Here is a 17,620-nt window from a genome sequence, read left to right as displayed (position 1 = left end):
ATTTTTTAATTTAGAGATAATTATGTATCAGCATAAGCAGTACGCAGTGTTTATATTTTTTGTATTGGCGTGGATTGGTGGTTTTGTTTCACTGGCATGGAATTTAATAGGGGCTGATGCTCCTTTAATGATATTTGCCGGTATATTAGTGCTGGTGGGTTTTTTATTTCATGGCTTAACAATTAAAGTAAATGATAACGCTATTAGTTGGGCGTTTGGCCCAGGCGTTGCAGGGCAAAGTGTTCAGTTGAGCGAAATTATAGAAGCGAAAGCAGTTCAAAATTCTTACAGACATGGTATTGGTATGCGTATTACGCACGACGGCTGGGTATATTCTGTGTCGGGGTTTAGTGCAGTACAATTAACGCTTAAAGATGGCACTATGTATCGTTTAGGAACTAACGATCAACAAGGTTTATTAAGTGCCCTTAAACAAAATAATGTATCAATGGCAGAGCCTAAAAAGCAACAAAGCGAGCCCAAAGTGGTCAAGCGTAATAATATGATATAAAAAAAGCGCCTTAGGCGCTTTTTTTATAGGTGTTTATCTAGTGGTCGTGACCACAGCCACCTTCACCATGAACGTGTCCATGTGATAATTCTTCTTCACTTGCATCACGTACTTCTAAAATCTCTACATCAAAGTTAAGTGTAATACCTGCAAGCGGGTTGTTACCATCTACAATCACTTCTTCATCTTGAATATCGATGATCATTACAGATTGGTCGCCATCATCAGTTGATGCACGAAATTGCATACCTACTTCAATTTCCATGCCTTCAAACATTGACTTAGGTACTGCTTGCATTAAGTGGTCGTGGCGCTCGCCGTAACCATCTTCTGGTTCTACTTTTACGCTTAGCGTATCGCCAGCTTGTTTACCTTGTAACGCGTTTTCTAGGCCTGAAATTAAGTAGCCAGTGCCAACAATAAAAACTAACGGTTCACCACCGAACGAGTTATCAATACTATTGCCATCATTATCCATTACTGAGTAATGCATTTTTACTACTTTATTTGCCGCAACGATCATAGTCATTCCTATTTATTCATCTTCAAGAGAGTATGGTAGAGGCAGAATGCTTAGCTCTACCTGAGGTGTGTGTTTTGCACGAAGTACCTGAGTTACATCGGTATCGTTAGGCAACACAACAAGGCCCGTTAATTTATTAGATTGCTCATCAAAGCTTTGTGCAATCAGTTTACCTGCACGTCGCCAGTTTTCACCTAACTGAGTTTCTAAATCTGGCTCATCCAGCAAGCCTTCGCTCTGCCCAGAAACGATATACATAGCACGTTTGTTTTTACCTAAGTATTTCATACGGGCTACGGTTTCTTGGCCTGTGTAACAACCTTTTTTAAAACTAATACCGCCAATAGCTTGTAAGTTCACCATTTGTGGTACGTACTCACCTACCGCGTCACTGCTTAATTGAGGCTCGCCAGCGAGCATTGCTGCTTGCTGCCAAAGTGCCTCGTTATCAAGGGTTGATACGCTATCAGGCATGCTAAATTGGCTATCTACCATTAACAACACACGATTAGTTTCTAATTTAAGTGCTTTACCGTTATCAAAATCGCATGCGTTCGCATCGCCTTCAAAATGAATACCAAGCTGTGTAAGTATATTGGTAAGGTCATCGCCAATTAAACCAATTAAGCGTTTAGAGCATTCGCTAATTTCGACTTTAGCAAACACAGCATACTTTTTAAGTTCAGCTAACGATTTTTCTACTTCGGCTTCGCTACCAGCTAGGTAATAACTATCTTGATAAGAAAATAATTTAAATACGCCCCAAAGTTTACCTTTAGCGCTGCAATGGCCAGCCCATAAATAGTTATTGCTGGTTAATTTATTGAGATCTTGAGTGATTTGCCCGTGCAAATAAGATAATTTATCAGCACCTGTAAGGCTAATAAGCTGATGAGATAACGGACATGCATAAACGCTCGACATAAAAACCTTCTTTGCAATACAAATGAAGTGACATAATAACGCAGTTGTTACGTATGGTACAGGCAAGCAACTATAACGATTAGTTTATTATTTAATGAATGATTAATAGCTGCTAAGTACACCTGATTTTGGTAAACTCAGGTTAATTAAGTATGAGGTTTAAAATGGTTGAAATTCATAGTAAAGCACGTATTCGTTGGGCCTGTCGTCGTGGCATGTTGGAGCTAGATGTTTTGTTTATGCCGTTTGTAGAAGAAGCATATGACTCGCTGAATGCAAAACAACAAGCTATTTTTCAGCGTTTACTAACGCAAGAAGACCCTGATTTATTTGCATGGTTTATGGGCCACGAAGAATGCAAAAATGAAGAGCTTAACAGCATGGTTACTCTTATCTTAGACCGAGTTCGTGTATAGGTTTTTAGTTACAAATAATAAAGCAGACCACAAACCGATTGTGGTCTTTTTTTGCGTGCTCACTTTACTATTTTGTTTGTTTTTAGACACGGTATTAGCAGTACTGTTTTGTGTGATAGTAAACGCGATGGCTGCTTATATTTTTTGGCGAAAAATTTTAGAGATACACCCTATAAACGGTGTAATAATTTTAGAACCTAAGGTTTTTAGATTTGAAGGCGAAGCGCTAAAAGTGCAGGGTGAAATAACTCAAAAAAGTCGTTTTTATGGCAGTAGTATATGGCTGCATATAAAGGGCTTTAATGAGCACCATTGGCTTGTAATTTCAGCCAATGGTGTTGATGAGCAAAGTTATGCGCGTTTAAAACGCGCTACTTTAAGCGCAATTAATTGCGCTTTGGAGTCAAAATAGTGGGTGTTGGGCTTTCGTTTTGTTCAGGATAGTCGATTGTATAGTGAAGGCCTCGGCTTTCTTTTCGCTCCATTGCACTTCTAATGATAAGTTCAGACACTTGCACCAAGTTACGAAGTTCAAGTAAGTTGTTACTTACTCTAAAGTTTGCGTAGTAATCGTGGATTTCTTGCTGTAGTAACTCAACTCGGTGCAGCGCTCGCTCTAAACGTTTAGTTGAGCGCACAATACCTACATAATCCCACATAAATAAACGCAGTTCATGCCAGTTATGCGTTATCACTATTTCTTCATCAGAGTTACTAACGCGGCTTTCATCCCAGCTAGGAAGCGCCACAGGTTCTGGTGCTGTTTTAATTTTACTTAAAATATCTTTGGCAGCAGCATGGGCAAACACAATACACTCTAATAACGAGTTACTTGCCATACGATTTGCGCCATGAAGGCCTGTGTAGGCAACTTCGCCCACAGCATATAAGTTATCAAGGTCGGTTTTACCGTTAAAGTCGGTCATTACACCGCCACAAGTATAATGCGCTGCAGGCACAACCGGAATTGCCTCTTTAGTTATATCAAGGCCAACACTTAAACATTTTGCGTAAATAGTTGGAAAGTGCTCAATAATAAAGTCTTTATCTTTGTGGCTTATATCTAAATAAACACAATTAGCACCAAGGCGCTTCATTTCAAAATCGATTGCACGAGCGACTATATCACGAGGGGCAAGCTCTTCACGCTCATCAAAGTCTTTCATAAAACGGGTGCCGTCAGGGCGTTTTAAATAAGCACCTTCGCCGCGCATGGCTTCGGTGATTAAAAAGTTTTGTAGCTCAGGATGATAAAGGCTAGTAGGGTGAAATTGGTTAAACTCCATATTGGCTACTTTACAGCCCGCGCGCCATGCCATTGCAATACCATCACCGCTTGAAACATCTGGGTTAGAGGTATATAGGTATACTTTACTTGCACCACCGGTAGCTAAAGCCACAAATTTAGCCGAAATAGTTTCTACTTTTTTAGCTTTTTTGTTCCATACATACATGCCATGGATATGTGATCCCGGTTTATTGGCACTTTTATCAGTAATTAAATCAATCGCATTATATTGTTCAAGCAATGTTATATTTTTATGCGCTTTTACTTGGCTAATAAGGGTGGTTTGCACTGCTTTACCCGTTGCGTCGGCTGCATGCAAAATACGGCGATGGCTATGACCGCCTTCGCGAGTTAAATGAAATCGCTCTTTGCCTTTACTGTCAAACTCCATATCAAAAGGTACGCCTTGGTCTATTAACCATTGAAGGCAGTCGTGTGCGTTGCTTGCTGTGTAATGAACAGCATCGCGATCACACAGGCCGCCGCCAGCGTCGAGAGTATCTTCTACATGGGATTCTATACTGTCATTTTGTTTATCAAAAACCGCGGCTATACCACCTTGAGCATATAAGGTAGAACCTTCGGTAAGTGCTCCTTTACTGATCACGGTAACGTTACAATAATTAGCTAAAGACAATGCAAGTGATAAGCCTGCTGCGCCGCTACCGATAATAGCGACATCTGCAATGTGATGTTTATTTTGGTTCATGTCAGAGGTACTTTGCGGTTACAATGCTCAAATAGAGCAATATTTGTTTTTAATATCTGTAGTTGTATCATATTTGTCATATTACTACGTAGTGATTTTAAAGGCTTAGCGCCGTTATTTATCAACTATTTTATAAAAAAATAATATTAAGCAGAACTTTTTATTCATAAAGGGGTCAGAGTATTTGTGAACAATGACGACAATATGAATAACAAGCAAAAATCAGACATAGGAGTACCGGCTCGAATGAGCGAGCAGGAATTAGATTTAGTGCTAGTAAAAAGGGTCCAGCAAGGAGATAAAAACGCCTTCAACCTATTAGTAAAGAAGTATCAAAACAAAATTGCAGGTTTGATCTCACGTTATGTATCTAACCAAGGTGATATTGCAGATGTAGCACAAGAAGCGTTTATTAAAGCTTACCGTGCACTTCCTAATTTTAGAGGGGACAGCGCCTTTTACACGTGGTTATACCGTATTGCCGTTAATTGTGCTAAAAATTACTTAGTAGCCCAGGGGCGTAAGCCGCCAGCAAATGATATAGACGCCGAAGATGCCGAATTTTACGATGGTGCAGATTCAATGCGTTCTAATGCATCTCCTGAAAACCTACTTTTAAGCGAAGAAGTACGCGCTGTTATTTTTAATACGATTGATAGTTTGCCTGAAGACCTTAAAACCGCGATTACCCTAAGAGAAATTGAAGGGATGAGCTATGAAGAAATAGCCGTGGTAATGGATTGCCCCGTTGGCACTGTACGTTCGCGTATATTTAGAGCCCGTGAAGCAATAGATAACAAATTAAACCCATTAATAGGCGAGTCTTAGTATGACAAAAGCACACGTTAGCAAGTTAGATAACGAAGCGTTATCAGCATTACTTGACGGCGAGCAACATTTAGTTGATGCAACAATTGCAGAGCAAGATGTAACTACGTTCGGTCGTTATGCGTTAATTGGTGATGCGATGCGTGCTCAAAAAAATAACAACGACATCCATATTGATATTAGCGAACGCGTTGCACTAGCGCTAGAAAGTGAGCCTGTATACGCTGATTTTTCTCAGTCTAAAGCAGCAAATAAGCCGCAAAGCGTAACTGAAAAAAACAACAACGTAGTTGCTTTTAATTGGCGTAAACCTGTTGCACAACTTGCTATTGCAGCAAGTGTAGCGATGTTTGCCATTGTAGGTGTAAACACCTTGCCACAAAGCAATAACGAGCAACAAAGTGAAATTCCATTACTGCAAACGACTCCGTTAACAGGTATGGCATCTCCGGTAAGTTACTCATCAGAGCCTGCTTTAGAAAATGCAGAGCAAGGTTTACGTGAGTTACAGCAGCAACGTATTGGCGCGTTAGTTTTAGAGCACCAACGCCAAGCTCGAGTTGCGAATTCTTTAGAAACAGCGCAAACTAGCACCAAAGCGTCTGAGGAAAAAAACTAATTAAATGAAAGTAATCACTTTTGTTCTGTCGTTGGTAGTAAGCGTAAATGCCTTTGCCAACGACACAAATCCTGCCAAAGATTTATTACTTAAAATGGCGAATGCCGTTCACACCCGTAATTTTGACGCCTCGTTTGTGGTTGTTAAAGGTAAAGCAATGGAACCCTACCGATGGGTACATGCGCTTCAGGGCGAAACAGAACTTGAGCATTTAAGCCTGCTTAACGGCGCCGGCCTCGAAATGGTTCGTGTTGATAACCAAGTGACTTACTTTGAGCCGCAATCTCAGCCTTACTCTTTAAAAACAGACTCAATAGCGGGTCCAATTCCTGAAGTATTATTTAAAGATATTGAGCGCTTAAGTGCACACTATGACTTTGTTTTAGGCGGAAAAGGGCGAATAGCTGGGCGTGCTGCGCAGCTTGTGCGAATAGAATCTAAAGACGAGTACAAATATAACTATTGGATTTGGCTTGATATGGAGTCGTCGCTTTTATTAAAAGCAGCGTATGTTAACCATCAAGGCGAAGCACTTGAGCAGTTGCAGCTTACGCATATTAGCGTAACAGAGCAGCCTGCGGCTATATTACTTGAAGTCCTCAATCGTAATTTTCCAACGCCTTTGCCAAATGATGCATTGAGTAATAACGATAGTACGGCTACAAACTGGAAAATTAGTTGGTTGCCAGATGGTTTTGAACTTTTAAAATCAGACCGACATAAGCTCGATTTAAATAACGAACTAACAGACTATTACCTGTTCTCAGATGGCTTTGTTGAAGTGTCGGTATTTATACAGCGCCCATTACCGGGCAAGCGCTTAAGCGGTGCATTAACTTCTGGTGCAACGACTGTATATGTGCATAATGGCGGTAATTTCGATGTATCCGTTGTTGGTAATGTGCCAAGTATGACCGCAAAAGCAATAGCTGAGTCAGTAACCCGCGCATTATAAACGATTCGTAAGGATTGTTATGATAGAACAGACCCTCACAGTTGTGGCCCTCGATGGCCACACTGCGCATTTAGAAGCCCAGCAAAAACAAGCTTGCGAAGGCTGCAACGGACGTTGTGGTTCACAAGTGTTTGGTAAGCTTTTTGGCACGGCTAAAAAAACATTCCCCTTTAAATTCGAATCTCCAGTAGAGGTCGGTCAAAAAGTCACTCTCTCTCTTGATGATAGCCATATGGTTAAACATGCTTTTGCTGTTTACATGCTACCGTTATTATTAAGTCTGATTTTTGCCTTTATTGCAGCTCAGTTATTTATGGCTACTGAAGGCTGGCAAATTTTAGCTGCAGCTTTAGGTGGGATAAGTGGCTATTTTATTGCTAAAACACGTGTTAAATCTCTTAAGCACGATATAAAAGTTATAAAAATTCATCCAATTAGTATTCCTTTAACGCAAATAGATGGTGATTGACGCCAATTAAATGTAAAATTGCCGTTTTATGCCAAAGTAACTTGGAAATACAAGGAGCCGTGGTTTTTATAATTGTTTTACGCGAGGAAAGTTATTTAGGCTATTTTGCTCTAAATCAATGTTATTCAAGCAATAAAATAATTTTAACCCACCTTAAAAAGCGTAAGTTTAGTGTGAAAGTTATAAACTAAACTTGTGACATCCTAAAGCAAGTATTTTCAAGTCACTTAGGTGTATGTACTTAGTCCATTAAAATAGAAGTTTAGAATCCAGTTTATGAAGCATATCCGTAATTTTTCGATCATCGCCCACATTGACCATGGTAAATCGACCCTTTCTGACCGTTTGATCCAAGTTTGTGGCGGTTTAACCGACCGTGAAATGCAGAAGCAGGTTTTGGATTCAATGGACATTGAGCGCGAACGTGGTATTACCATTAAAGCGCAAAGTGTGACGTTGAACTACAAAGCAAATGATGGTGAAACATACCAACTTAACTTCATCGACACGCCAGGGCATGTTGATTTTACTTATGAAGTATCTCGTTCATTAGCCGCGTGTGAAGGCGCATTATTAGTAGTAGATGCAGGTCAAGGCGTAGAAGCGCAAACATTAGCAAACTGTTATACCGCTATCGAAATGGACCTAGAAGTAATTCCTGTACTTAACAAAATTGATTTACCGCAAGCCGATCCGCTTCGTGTAGCTGAAGAAATTGAAGATATTATTGGCATCGATGCCCTAGACGCTGTGCAATGTAGTGCTAAAACAGGTGTAGGTATTGCCGAAGTACTTGAAATGATAGTTAAAGATGTTCCGCCACCAGAAGGCGACAAAGAGGCACCTTTACAAGCGCTTATTATTGACTCGTGGTTTGACCCATACCAAGGTGTTGTATCACTTGTACGTATTAAACATGGTGAACTACGCGCGGGCGACAAAATAAAAATAATGTCAAACGAACACGTTCATACAGCTGACCATGTTGGTATTTTTACTCCTAAGCAAACAAACACCGGTATTTTACGTACTGGCGAAGTGGGTTTTGTTATTGCGGGTATTAAAGAAATACACGGCGCGCCAGTGGGCGATACAATTACTCATAATAAAAATGCAGCGCCAGAGCGTTTACCGGGCTTTCAAAAGATTAAGCCACAGGTTTATGCAGGTATGTTCCCAATTGCATCTGATGAATATGAATCGTTCCGTGATGCACTGAATAAATTAAGCTTAAACGATGCGTCGTTATTCTTTGAACCAGAGAATTCAACTGCACTTGGCTTTGGTTTCCGTTGTGGCTTTTTAGGCATGCTACACATGGAAATTATTCAAGAACGTTTAGAGCGCGAATACGATATTGATTTAATAACTACGGCACCTACTGTAATCTACGAAGTAGTTACCAAAGAAGGTACTACTCAGATTGATAACCCATCTGATCTACCAGCGGTAAACGATATCTTAGAAATACGTGAGCCAGTAGTAGAGGCAAATATTCTTGTTCCTCAAGAGTATTTAGGTAGTGTTATTACGTTATGTGTTGATAAACGTGGTGTACAAACCAAAATGAGTTACCACGGTAAGCAAGTAGCAGTGACGTATGAGCTACCGATGGCTGAAGTGGTAATGGACTTTTTTGATAAGTTAAAATCAACAAGTCGTGGTTTTGCCTCGCTTGATTATAACTTTAAGCATTTTCAAACCTCAGACATGGTACGCGTAGATATACTTATTAACGGTGAGCGTGTTGATGCGTTAGCAATTATTGTACACAGAGATAGTGCGCAATCACGTGGTCGTCAGCTTGCTGATGCGCTTAAAGAGCTCATACCTCGTCAAATGTTTGATATTGCGATTCAAGCAGCTATCGGACAGCATGTTATTGCGCGTACAACGGTTAAGCAGTTACGTAAAAACGTAATAGCTAAATGTTACGGTGGTGATGTGAGTCGTAAGAAAAAGCTACTGCAAAAGCAAAAAGATGGTAAAAAACGTATGAAGCAATTAGGTAATGTTGAAGTGCCTCAAGAAGCGTTTTTAGCTATTTTGAAAGTTGGTAAATAAAAACAAAGGATTATAGATGGCTGGTTACTTTTCAGTTTTATTGGTGTTATTAACCTTAGGCTCAGGTTTAATATGGTTAATAGATCACCTGTTATATGCACCAAAAAGGCAAGAGCGTTTGGCTGTAGCACAAGCCTCTGCTGGCAGCCAGCTAGATGAAGAAACAGCTGCACTAATAGCACCAGAACCAGTAATAACTGAAACTGCAAAGTCGATTTTTCCGATGATTGCAGCTATTACTATTTTCAGGTCATTTATTTTTGAACCGTTTCAGATTCCATCGGGTTCAATGATGCCAACTTTATTAGTTGGTGACTTTATCTTAGTGCAAAAATATTCTTACGGAATTAAAGACCCAGTTTGGCGTACTCAATTAGTTGATATGAGTGAGCCAGAGCGTGGTGATATTGTTGTTTTTAAATATCCGTTAGATGAAAGAGTTGATTATATTAAACGCGCAATTGGTTTACCGGGCGATAAAATTGTTTATCGCGATAAGCGTTTATATATTCAGCCAAACTGTAAAGAAGGTGAAACCCAACAGGGTGAACTTCTATGTAACGAATTCAATAAAATTGATTTTAAACTAATTAATGATAACGAATTTAAACAAGGCCAAATGTCGCTTGCACGTGTAAACGAAAATTTAACTACACTTAAGCACGACATTTTAATCAACCCACGCGCACCTGAAAGAAAAGGGCGTTACTATCAGCAACCAGGCACACCTTCAGATGAATGGACTGTACCTGCTGATCATTATTTTATGATGGGTGATAACCGCGATAACAGCCAAGATAGTCGCTTTTGGGGCTTTGTACCAAAAGAAAACTTGGTGGGTAAAGCTGTCTTTATATGGATGAGTTTTGAATTTGAAAATGGCCCAGATGATGTTTTACCAGGATGGGTTCCAACTGGTGTTCGTTTTGAACGCCTAGGTAATATTCAGTAACAATGAAAAAAAATGTAACAGAATTATATAACAGAATAGGCTATGTATTTGCTGATCAAGGTTTACTTGAACAAGCAATGACGCACCGCAGCCACAAAGGTCAACATAATGAGCGACTCGAATTTTTAGGCGACTCAATATTAAGCTTTGTAATTGCTAATGCACTTTATGCTAAATTTCCAAAAGCACGCGAAGGCGATTTAAGCCGTATGCGTTCTACGCTTGTGCGTGGCCAAACTCTTGCTGAATTTGGTCTCGAATTTGGCTTAGGTGATTACTTGCGCTTAGGGCCGGGTGAGCTTAAAAGTGGCGGATTCCGCCGTGAGTCTACACTTGCAGATGCAGTTGAAGCCATTATTGGCGCAGTATTTTTAGATTCAGATATTGATCGCTGCGGAGAACTAATTTTAGCGTGGTACGAGTCTCGACTTGATGCTATTTCACCAGGGCTTAATCAAAAAGATCCGAAGACCCTGCTGCAAGAGTATCTACAAGCCCGTAAATTATCTTTACCGGGCTACACTGTTGTTGACACTAAAGGCCAAGCACATAATCAAACATTCACGGTTGAATGTATTGTTGATGGAATGGATAGCATAATTTCTGTTGGTAGCTCGCGCCGTAAAGCCGAACAAAAAGCTGCCGAAAAAGCATTGAAGATACTTAAAAATGAACCTTGATACCTTAATACAACCTCATGAAGGTGATGTAGATACATTTTGTGGAATGGTTGCTATTGTTGGTCGCCCAAATGTAGGTAAATCAACTTTACTTAATGAAATCATTGAGCAAAAAGTAAGTATTACCTCGCGCAAACCGCAAACTACACGCCACCGTATTATGGGTATTCATACCGAAGATAAACATCAAGCGGTATACATAGATACACCAGGCCTTCACGTTGAAGAAAAGCGTGCTATTAACCGTTTAATGAACCGTGCAGCGTCTAGTTCAATTGGTGATGTAGAGCTTATTATTTTTGTTGTTGAAGGCACTCATTGGAATGCTGATGACGAAATGGTGCTTAATAAAGTATCGCAAAGTGGTAAGCCGGTATTATTGGTTATAAATAAAATTGACCAAGTTAAAAACCGCGATTTAGTGCTACCTCACATGAAAGAGCTTGGTGACAAGTTTGATTTTGTTGGCATTATGCCAGTATCGGCAACACAAGGTAAAAATGTTGATTTGATCAAAGCTGAAGTAACTAAACGCTTACCTCCGTGTGAGTTTTACTTCCCTGAGGATTACGTTACCGATCGTTCTATGCGCTTTATGGCAGCAGAGGTTATTCGTGAAAAGCTAATGCGCTTCATGGGTGAAGAACTTCCATATTCTGTAACTGTTGAAATAGAGCAGTTTAAATGGCAAGAAAACGGTGTATGGCATATCAACGGATTAATACTTGTTGAGCGTGAAACACAAAAGCGCATGGTAATCGGTAATAAAGGCGAAAAGCTAAAAACGATTGGCCGTGAAGCCCGTAAAGACATTGAAGAAATGCTCGACAACAAAGTATTTTTAGAACTTTGGGTAAAAGTTAAATCTGGTTGGGCTGATGACGAACGAGCACTAAGAAGCTTAGGTTACGGTGAAGACTAAACCAATAAGTAGCTTAATGAATGGATAGCGACTTCTACACAGCGTATTTGTTACATCGGCGTCCTTATAGTGACTCCCAAGTAATGCTTGATATGCTGGTAGAGGGCGTGGGCCAGTTAAGAATGCTGGCGCGAATTAGTGGTCGCCAGGCCACTAAGCATAAAGCACAACTTCAGCCGTTTCAGGCATTACTTGTTCACTACAGCGGCAAGTATGATTTAAAATATATTAATAAATTTGAATTACATGGTAACCCGCATTATTTAAAAGGTGACGAGTTATACTGTGGTTTTTATTTAAATGAATTAACTAATCGTATTGTGCCTGTTAATGAACCCATTGAACAAGTATTTGAACTTTACAAATCTCACCTTGGTAACCTTAATAGCGGTGCTAATTTGCAAGCGGTACTGCGCTCATATGAGTTTCAATTGTTAGAGCTTTTAGGCTACGGTGTTGATTTTAGTTTTGACGCAAGCGGTGAGCCAATAGACGAAGCACTTACGTATAGCTATTTCCCTGAGCTTGGTTTTTTAATGCAAGACGATGTACGCTCAGGATTTAGTGGTAAACAGCTTAATGCAATTGCAAATCATGACTTTAGCCAAAGCGATGTGCTATATATGGCAAAGCAATTAAGTCGCTATTTATTAAAGCCCTTACTAGGTAGTAAACCATTAAAAAGCCGTGAGCTATTTATGGCCTCTCAATAAACGTAATTTTACAGGTAGAACAATGAAAGATATTCTTTTGGGTGTAAACGTAGATCATATTGCAACACTTCGCCAAGCACGTGGAACAAACTACCCAGATCCAGCTCACGCAGCCAGTGTAGCTGAGCACGCAGGTGCTGATGGCATTACGATTCATTTACGTGAAGACAGACGCCATATTCAAGACCGTGACGTTTATGTAATGGCTAAAACGATTCAAACACGTATGAACCTTGAAACAGCCGTTACCGATGAAATGATAAAAATAGCGTTAGACGTTAAGCCTGAATATGTGTGTTTAGTACCTGAAAAACGTGAAGAGCTAACGACTGAGGGTGGCTTAGATGTAGCTGGCAATATAGATAAAATTAAAGCTGCGACTAAAACTCTTAGTGACGCGGGTATTAAAGTATCGCTATTTATTGATGCAGATAAAGCGCAGTTAGACGCAGCAAAAGAATGTGGCGCTCCGTTTGTTGAAATACACACTGGCGCATATGCCGACGCTACTAATGACACTGACTTACATAAAGAGCTTGAGCACATTCGCGAAGGCGTTAAATATGCAGCAAGCATAGGCTTAATTGTAAATGCAGGACATGGCCTTCATTATCATAACGTTAAGCCAATTGCTGAAATGCCCGAAATATACGAGTTAAACATTGGCCATGCTATTATTGCTCGCGCAGCGATAGATGGGCTCGATAAAGCTGTTCGTGACATGAAACGATTAATGATTGAAGCAAGAATGTAATACGAATCTACATAAGTATTTAAAAAAGCTTAATAAAAAACGCGGTAAATACCGCGTTTTTTATATCTAACATTTAAGGTTATCTTTGTAGCTCAGTCACATTTGCATCAGTAAGTAGGTTTTCAAGCTCATCCTGTAACTCAAATAACTCAGGCTCAATATTCTCTAGTATGCATTCACTTTTAAGTGACGTTTCAATAGTTTCTGCAAGTGATTTAAGCTTAGGTACGCCAGTGTAACAACATGCACCATGAAACTTATGCACTATGCTAAGTATTTGCTTACAATTATTACTTTCAATAGCTTTAGCAAGGAGAGTGAGTGTTTCAGGCACACTTAGCAGTAGCATATTAAGCATCTCGAGTGCTAACTCGCTTTTGCCACCAGCACGTTGCAATGCCTGCGCCCAGTCAATTCGAGTACTCTGAAATGGAGCAGGGCTTTGTGGTGTATCTATTTTAGCTTTATCACGGTTTATAGGTGTTTGTGGGCTATGATCGCAAATAATTTGGCTCAGCATATCTTCATCAATAGGCTTAGTTAAATAGCCTTTAAAACCATCTTTTAAAAGTTGTTCTTTTTCACTGTGAAGCGCATGAGCTGTTACAGCAATAATAGGTGTGTCTTCATTTAGTGATGATTCACGAATAAGCTTACATGCGGTAATGCCATCCATTATTGGCATTTGTATATCCATAAATATCACATCGTACTTATGACTTTTACTTAAGCTGTATGCTTGAGAGCCATTATGAGCGGTTTCTACTACCTCTACTTGCTCTTTTAATAACGTACAAATAAGTTTTAAGTTAGCGTCGTTATCGTCAACAACAAGCACCTTTAATGGTAACAAAGCTTGCTCATTTTGCTCAATATTATGAGTCGGATGATCAAGCCTATAAGGCGCAGCAAGTACTTCACATAACTTACGGTGATTAAGCGGTTTACTCAAACAAGCGTCAGCACCACTGCCTATAAACGCTTCTCGCATGTTGTGCGATACAGTATTAAGCATTAAATATAAGTAGTCGGTTGATTCGCGTACGGCTTTTACATAGCTTTTTAGCTGCTGCATATCATCAACAGACGCCATATGGCCAATTAAACAAATATCATATTTATATTCGCTATTTTTTATAGCATCTAAAAAGCTAGTCTCGTTAAAGCACGCTGTTACGCTTGATTGCCACTGAGTTAATAATGAAAGCACTGCATGGTGTGTATGTTCATGCGGCTCTAAATATAAAATACGCTTACCGATGAGCGATTTAGATGGTAAGTCGTTAGTAAATATATGATCAGGTAAATTAAATACGCTATTAAATGTAAAACAGGTGCCGTTACCTGGTGCTGAGTTGAGGGTTATGCGACCGCTCATCGCCTCAACTATATGCTTGGTAATAATAAGCCCCAGGCCTGTGCCACCAAATTTACGTGTAATACTTGAATCTGCTTGGCCAAAAGGGGTAAACAGTGAATCTTGTTTATCCATAGGGATGCCCACACCAGTATCGGTTACCGAAACCAATAAAGAAGCGCGCTCGTCATCAAGCAATCGATGGCTTATATCAACTTTAATTGAGCCTTTTTCAGTAAACTTAATTGCGTTGCTTAAAAGGTTTATTAATATTTGTTTAAGGCGCGTTGGGTCGCCGGTCAAGTCATCTGGCACGTGCTGGTTTATGTATATAGATAACTCTAATTGCTTTTCATGCGCGCTAGGTGCTAGTAATGTCATTACCTCATTAACAGCATCACGCAGTTGAAACTGAATTGACTCAAGCTCCATTGCTCCTGCTTCAAGTTTAGAAAAATCTAAAATATCGCTAATGATAGTCATCAAACTATTTGCCGAGAGCATAATTGTATCAAGGTAATCTTTTTGATTTTTATTAAGTGGCGTTTTATAAAGTTGGCGGGTAAAGCCAATAACACCATTAAGCGGGGTGCGCAGCTCGTGACTCATTTTTGCTAAAAAATCTGATTTAACACGGTTAGCATCTTGCGCTTCTTTTTTAGCAAATGAGAGTTCTATATTTGAAGTCTCATATTGCTCTAGTGTTTCACGGTAGTCACTGGTTGCTTGGTCGATATTTTTTTGCATTTCATCTTTTTGCATCACCATAGTATGAGCAATGGTGTTTAAACCTTCTCGTAACAGCTCAAATTCACCAATCATGCTGTCGGTTAAGCCTGTGTTTCTTTTTCCTTCAACAAGTTTGTCGGTGGCAAGTACTAACTTATTAAGCGGATTCATAAACATGCGGCTAAGTCTTAATGCTAAAATAGCGGCAAATACCAGCGATAAAATAATAACAATACCGCTAATTAACAGTGCTTGTTGTTGGCCTATAACGGCTTGGTCTTTATTTAATTGTAAAACAACAGTCCCTAGGGATGACTGAAAAGCTGAAGGGGCCCATTTGGAGTCATGACTTGTATGGTTAACTATAGGGGTAAAGAATGTAACGAGCTCATCTGATTTTTGCACATGGGTTGTTTTTAAGTTTTGTAATGTTTGCTGGTTAATGAGCTTTTTAAATGAACGATGATAATTACTGGTCATCAACAGCTCATTATTTTTATTAAAAATGGTTATAGATTTAATGGTTGGGGAATGTTTATTGTGCGTATAGCTAATAAGGCGGTTTAGTAATTGTTTATTTTTTTCGAGCATTGGCTGCTCAAGTGCAATAGCAAGCGGCTCAGAAATAGTTGCGCCTTGCTGATATAAAATTTCATCAAGCTCAATGTAACGATTTATTGTAAAATAGCCACCAAGTAGTAATCCTATGATCACCGTGGGGATCAGGGTCAGTGTTAAAACAGAATCGCGTAAGCCTAATTTGGTCATAATGGGAGCGTTATTATCATTATTAGTATGATTTGAGTATATACGGTTCAACTCGCATTCTAAAGCATCTAAAGATAGGTGCATTACAAATAAAGTGAAGGTAATGCCTAATGGCGCAAATTTTTAAAGCGAAAAAAAAACCGCTTAAGCAACAAACACTAGAATTAAATATCACAGGTATGGACCATCAAGGACGTGGTATTGCTAAGCATAAAAATAAAGTGTGTTTTGTAAGTGGTGCATTACCTAATGAAATGGTTAAAGCAACACTTGTTGAAGATAAAGCTAAATACAGTAGTGCTAAAGTAATAAAAGTAATAAACGCCAGTGAATTTAGAACAGATGCATATTGCGAACATTATAACCATTGTGGTGGTTGCCAGTTACAGCACCTAGAAGTTGCTCAGCAAGTTATTGAAAAGCAAACAGCGGTTACTCAATTATTTAATAAATTTGCTAAATTAAAAGAGCTGAATTGGCAAACACCGCTATTGAGTAAATCAACTCATTACAGGCGCAGTGCTCGGATTGCCGTTATGTTTGATAAAGCCGCTAAAAAAATGCGTGTAGGCTACAGAGCCAGTGGCTCTAAAAACATTGTAAGTATTAATAAATGCGCGGTACTTAATGATGTTTTTGCAAATGTATTTACTCTTTTTGATGAGTTAATTAATCAGCATAAAGCGCTTTACAGTATAAGTCACCTGCAGTTATGCCAAAGTGATGAGCAAAACTTTGTGGTTATTCGTCACACAAAAACAATTAACGATGAATATAAGGCAATAGTTGAGCAAGCTGCATTTAACCAGCAATATACTATTGTATGGCAAAGCGAGAGTGACGTTATTGATCACTCGCATTTAGCGATGCCATTTTATTACCTTCAAGACTTAGATCTAAAATTTGAATTTGGTTTAAGTAATTTTATTCAGGTTAATGCGCAAGTTAACCAAGCTATGTTAAAGCAAGCTGCAAATTGGCTTAATTTAAATGGGGACGAAAATCTCTTAGATTTGTTTTGTGGTATTGGTAATTTCTCATTAGTGTTGGCAAAACAAGCTAAATCGGTAGTTGGCGTTGAAGGCGTCACTTCAGCTGTTGCAATGGCTGCTCAAAATGCGCAAACTAACCAAATTACTAATACGCAGTTTCATAGTTTTGATTTAACGCAAAATATGCAAAACGCGCCGTGGTTTAGTAAAGATTTAGACGTACTTGTGCTTGACCCTTCTCGTACAGGTGCAATGGCTGTTTTGGAGCAATTACCACTGAGGCAGTTTAAAACTATTTTATATGTGTCTTGTGACCCTGTTACTTTAGCCCGTGACAGTGCAATTATTTCGCAAGCTGGCTTTGATCTTAATAAAATTGGGCTAATGAATATGTTCCCTCATACTGGGCATATCGAAACTATGGCGTTATTTCAACGGAGGTAAAAC

At 39.3% G+C, this 17,620-nt stretch carries 18 protein-coding genes; 14 read left to right on the top strand and 4 right to left on the bottom strand.

The genetic code is table 11. The features are described 5' to 3' along the window. Window positions 1–22: 22 nt before the first annotated feature. Entirely contained in the window at window positions 23–511 is a 489-nt protein-coding gene (locus J8L71_RS12615; RefSeq protein ID WP_211000842.1) for a hypothetical protein, read from the top strand. A gap of 37 nt (window positions 512–548) precedes the next feature. Here the strand turns inward: J8L71_RS12615 and J8L71_RS12610 are convergent, their stop codons facing one another. Together J8L71_RS12610 and ygfZ are read right to left on the bottom strand one after the other, a co-directional pair. Then, window positions 549–1,034 (bottom strand): peptidylprolyl isomerase, encoded by a 486-nt coding sequence (locus tag J8L71_RS12610; protein ID WP_211000841.1) that lies wholly within the window; start codon window positions 1,032–1,034, stop codon window positions 549–551. A 12-nt stretch (window positions 1,035–1,046) separates the two neighbouring features. Next, window positions 1,047–1,958, bottom strand: coding sequence for a tRNA-modifying protein YgfZ (gene ygfZ, locus J8L71_RS12605; protein WP_211000840.1), 912 nt, complete (start codon window positions 1,956–1,958; stop codon window positions 1,047–1,049). 164 nt (window positions 1,959–2,122) lie between these two features. Here ygfZ and J8L71_RS12600 point away from each other — a divergent pair, with 164 nt between their 5' ends. Together J8L71_RS12600 and J8L71_RS12595 are read left to right on the top strand one after the other, a co-directional pair. Then, a complete protein-coding gene (locus tag J8L71_RS12600; RefSeq protein ID WP_211000839.1) occupies window positions 2,123–2,374 on the top strand; it encodes a succinate dehydrogenase assembly factor 2 in 252 nt (83 codons plus the stop codon). A 127-nt stretch (window positions 2,375–2,501) separates the two neighbouring features. Next, window positions 2,502–2,786, top strand: a complete 285-nt coding sequence (locus tag J8L71_RS12595; RefSeq protein ID WP_247655294.1) for a hypothetical protein — start codon at window positions 2,502–2,504, stop codon at window positions 2,784–2,786. Here the strand turns inward: J8L71_RS12595 and nadB are convergent. After that, complete coding sequence (gene nadB, locus J8L71_RS12590; protein WP_211000837.1) at window positions 2,761–4,371, bottom strand: L-aspartate oxidase; 1,611 nt, start codon at window positions 4,369–4,371, stop codon at window positions 2,761–2,763. The genes J8L71_RS12595 and nadB overlap by 26 nt on opposite strands. A gap of 246 nt (window positions 4,372–4,617) precedes the next feature. On the opposite strand from nadB, the gene rpoE reads away from it, so the two are divergent. The 10 genes from rpoE (at window position 4,618) to pdxJ (ending at window position 13,327) form a co-directional block, all read left to right on the top strand. Then, on the top strand, window positions 4,618–5,199 hold the full coding sequence (gene rpoE, locus J8L71_RS12585) for an RNA polymerase sigma factor RpoE (RefSeq protein ID WP_058548740.1): 582 nt from the start codon (window positions 4,618–4,620) through the stop codon (window positions 5,197–5,199). A gap of 1 nt (window position 5,200) precedes the next feature. After that, window positions 5,201–5,818 (top strand): RseA family anti-sigma factor, encoded by a 618-nt coding sequence (locus J8L71_RS12580; RefSeq protein WP_211000836.1) that lies wholly within the window; start codon window positions 5,201–5,203, stop codon window positions 5,816–5,818. A 4-nt stretch (window positions 5,819–5,822) separates the two neighbouring features. After that, a complete protein-coding gene (locus J8L71_RS12575) occupies window positions 5,823–6,773 on the top strand; it encodes a MucB/RseB C-terminal domain-containing protein (protein WP_211000835.1) in 951 nt (316 codons plus the stop codon). 19 nt (window positions 6,774–6,792) lie between these two features. Beyond that, complete coding sequence (locus tag J8L71_RS12570; RefSeq protein ID WP_211000834.1) at window positions 6,793–7,242, top strand: SoxR reducing system RseC family protein; 450 nt, start codon at window positions 6,793–6,795, stop codon at window positions 7,240–7,242. A gap of 276 nt (window positions 7,243–7,518) precedes the next feature. Beyond that, window positions 7,519–9,306, top strand: coding sequence for a translation elongation factor 4 (gene lepA, locus J8L71_RS12565; RefSeq protein WP_211000833.1), 1,788 nt, complete (start codon window positions 7,519–7,521; stop codon window positions 9,304–9,306). Window positions 9,307–9,322: 16 nt separating this feature from the next. Further along, entirely contained in the window at window positions 9,323–10,258 is a 936-nt protein-coding gene (gene lepB, locus J8L71_RS12560; RefSeq protein ID WP_211000832.1) for a signal peptidase I, read from the top strand. Window positions 10,259–10,260: 2 nt separating this feature from the next. Next, entirely contained in the window at window positions 10,261–10,938 is a 678-nt protein-coding gene (gene rnc, locus J8L71_RS12555; protein ID WP_211000831.1) for a ribonuclease III, read from the top strand. Beyond that, complete coding sequence (gene era, locus J8L71_RS12550) at window positions 10,928–11,860, top strand: GTPase Era (protein WP_211000830.1); 933 nt, start codon at window positions 10,928–10,930, stop codon at window positions 11,858–11,860. Before rnc ends, era begins: the two co-directional genes overlap by 11 nt. 20 nt (window positions 11,861–11,880) lie before the next feature. Further along, entirely contained in the window at window positions 11,881–12,573 is a 693-nt protein-coding gene (gene recO, locus J8L71_RS12545) for a DNA repair protein RecO (protein ID WP_058548617.1), read from the top strand. A gap of 22 nt (window positions 12,574–12,595) precedes the next feature. Next, complete coding sequence (gene pdxJ, locus J8L71_RS12540) at window positions 12,596–13,327, top strand: pyridoxine 5'-phosphate synthase (protein ID WP_211000829.1); 732 nt, start codon at window positions 12,596–12,598, stop codon at window positions 13,325–13,327. A 79-nt stretch (window positions 13,328–13,406) separates the two neighbouring features. Here the strand turns inward: pdxJ and barA are convergent, their stop codons facing one another. After that, window positions 13,407–16,181, bottom strand: a complete 2,775-nt coding sequence (gene barA / locus J8L71_RS12535) for a two-component sensor histidine kinase BarA (protein WP_211000828.1) — start codon at window positions 16,179–16,181, stop codon at window positions 13,407–13,409. Window positions 16,182–16,291: 110 nt separating this feature from the next. Between barA and rlmD the strand changes: the two genes are divergently transcribed. Then, entirely contained in the window at window positions 16,292–17,617 is a 1,326-nt protein-coding gene (gene rlmD / locus J8L71_RS12530) for a 23S rRNA (uracil(1939)-C(5))-methyltransferase RlmD (RefSeq protein WP_211000827.1), read from the top strand. Window positions 17,618–17,620: the final 3 nt, after the last annotated feature.

The organism is Pseudoalteromonas sp. MMG007 (genome assembly GCF_018100985.1).
Classification (GTDB): Bacteria; Pseudomonadota; Gammaproteobacteria; order Enterobacterales; family Alteromonadaceae; genus Pseudoalteromonas.
Note: the sequence above shows the minus strand (reverse complement) of the source record. Positions and strands in the feature narration are given on the sequence as shown.

Excerpts from the sequence above, each read along its gene's own strand:
- J8L71_RS12615 (WP_211000842.1), top strand. The coding sequence starts at position 23 with ATGTATCAGCATAAGCAGTACGCAGTGTTTATATTTTTTGTATTGGCG.
- J8L71_RS12610 (WP_211000841.1), bottom strand. The coding sequence starts at position 1,034 with ATGATCGTTGCGGCAAATAAAGTAGTAAAAATGCATTACTCAGTAATG.
- ygfZ (WP_211000840.1), bottom strand. The coding sequence starts at position 1,958 with ATGTCGAGCGTTTATGCATGTCCGTTATCTCATCAGCTTATTAGCCTT.
- J8L71_RS12600 (WP_211000839.1), top strand. The coding sequence starts at position 2,123 with ATGGTTGAAATTCATAGTAAAGCACGTATTCGTTGGGCCTGTCGTCGT.
- J8L71_RS12595 (WP_247655294.1), top strand. The coding sequence starts at position 2,502 with ATGGCTGCTTATATTTTTTGGCGAAAAATTTTAGAGATACACCCTATA.
- nadB (WP_211000837.1), bottom strand. The coding sequence starts at position 4,371 with ATGAACCAAAATAAACATCACATTGCAGATGTCGCTATTATCGGTAGC.
- rpoE (WP_058548740.1), top strand. The coding sequence starts at position 4,618 with ATGAGCGAGCAGGAATTAGATTTAGTGCTAGTAAAAAGGGTCCAGCAA.
- J8L71_RS12580 (WP_211000836.1), top strand. The coding sequence starts at position 5,201 with ATGACAAAAGCACACGTTAGCAAGTTAGATAACGAAGCGTTATCAGCA.
- J8L71_RS12575 (WP_211000835.1), top strand. The coding sequence starts at position 5,823 with ATGAAAGTAATCACTTTTGTTCTGTCGTTGGTAGTAAGCGTAAATGCC.
- J8L71_RS12570 (WP_211000834.1), top strand. The coding sequence starts at position 6,793 with ATGATAGAACAGACCCTCACAGTTGTGGCCCTCGATGGCCACACTGCG.
- lepA (WP_211000833.1), top strand. The coding sequence starts at position 7,519 with ATGAAGCATATCCGTAATTTTTCGATCATCGCCCACATTGACCATGGT.
- lepB (WP_211000832.1), top strand. The coding sequence starts at position 9,323 with ATGGCTGGTTACTTTTCAGTTTTATTGGTGTTATTAACCTTAGGCTCA.
- rnc (WP_211000831.1), top strand. The coding sequence starts at position 10,261 with ATGAAAAAAAATGTAACAGAATTATATAACAGAATAGGCTATGTATTT.
- era (WP_211000830.1), top strand. The coding sequence starts at position 10,928 with ATGAACCTTGATACCTTAATACAACCTCATGAAGGTGATGTAGATACA.
- recO (WP_058548617.1), top strand. The coding sequence starts at position 11,881 with ATGGATAGCGACTTCTACACAGCGTATTTGTTACATCGGCGTCCTTAT.
- pdxJ (WP_211000829.1), top strand. The coding sequence starts at position 12,596 with ATGAAAGATATTCTTTTGGGTGTAAACGTAGATCATATTGCAACACTT.
- barA (WP_211000828.1), bottom strand. The coding sequence starts at position 16,181 with ATGACCAAATTAGGCTTACGCGATTCTGTTTTAACACTGACCCTGATC.
- rlmD (WP_211000827.1), top strand. The coding sequence starts at position 16,292 with ATGGCGCAAATTTTTAAAGCGAAAAAAAAACCGCTTAAGCAACAAACA.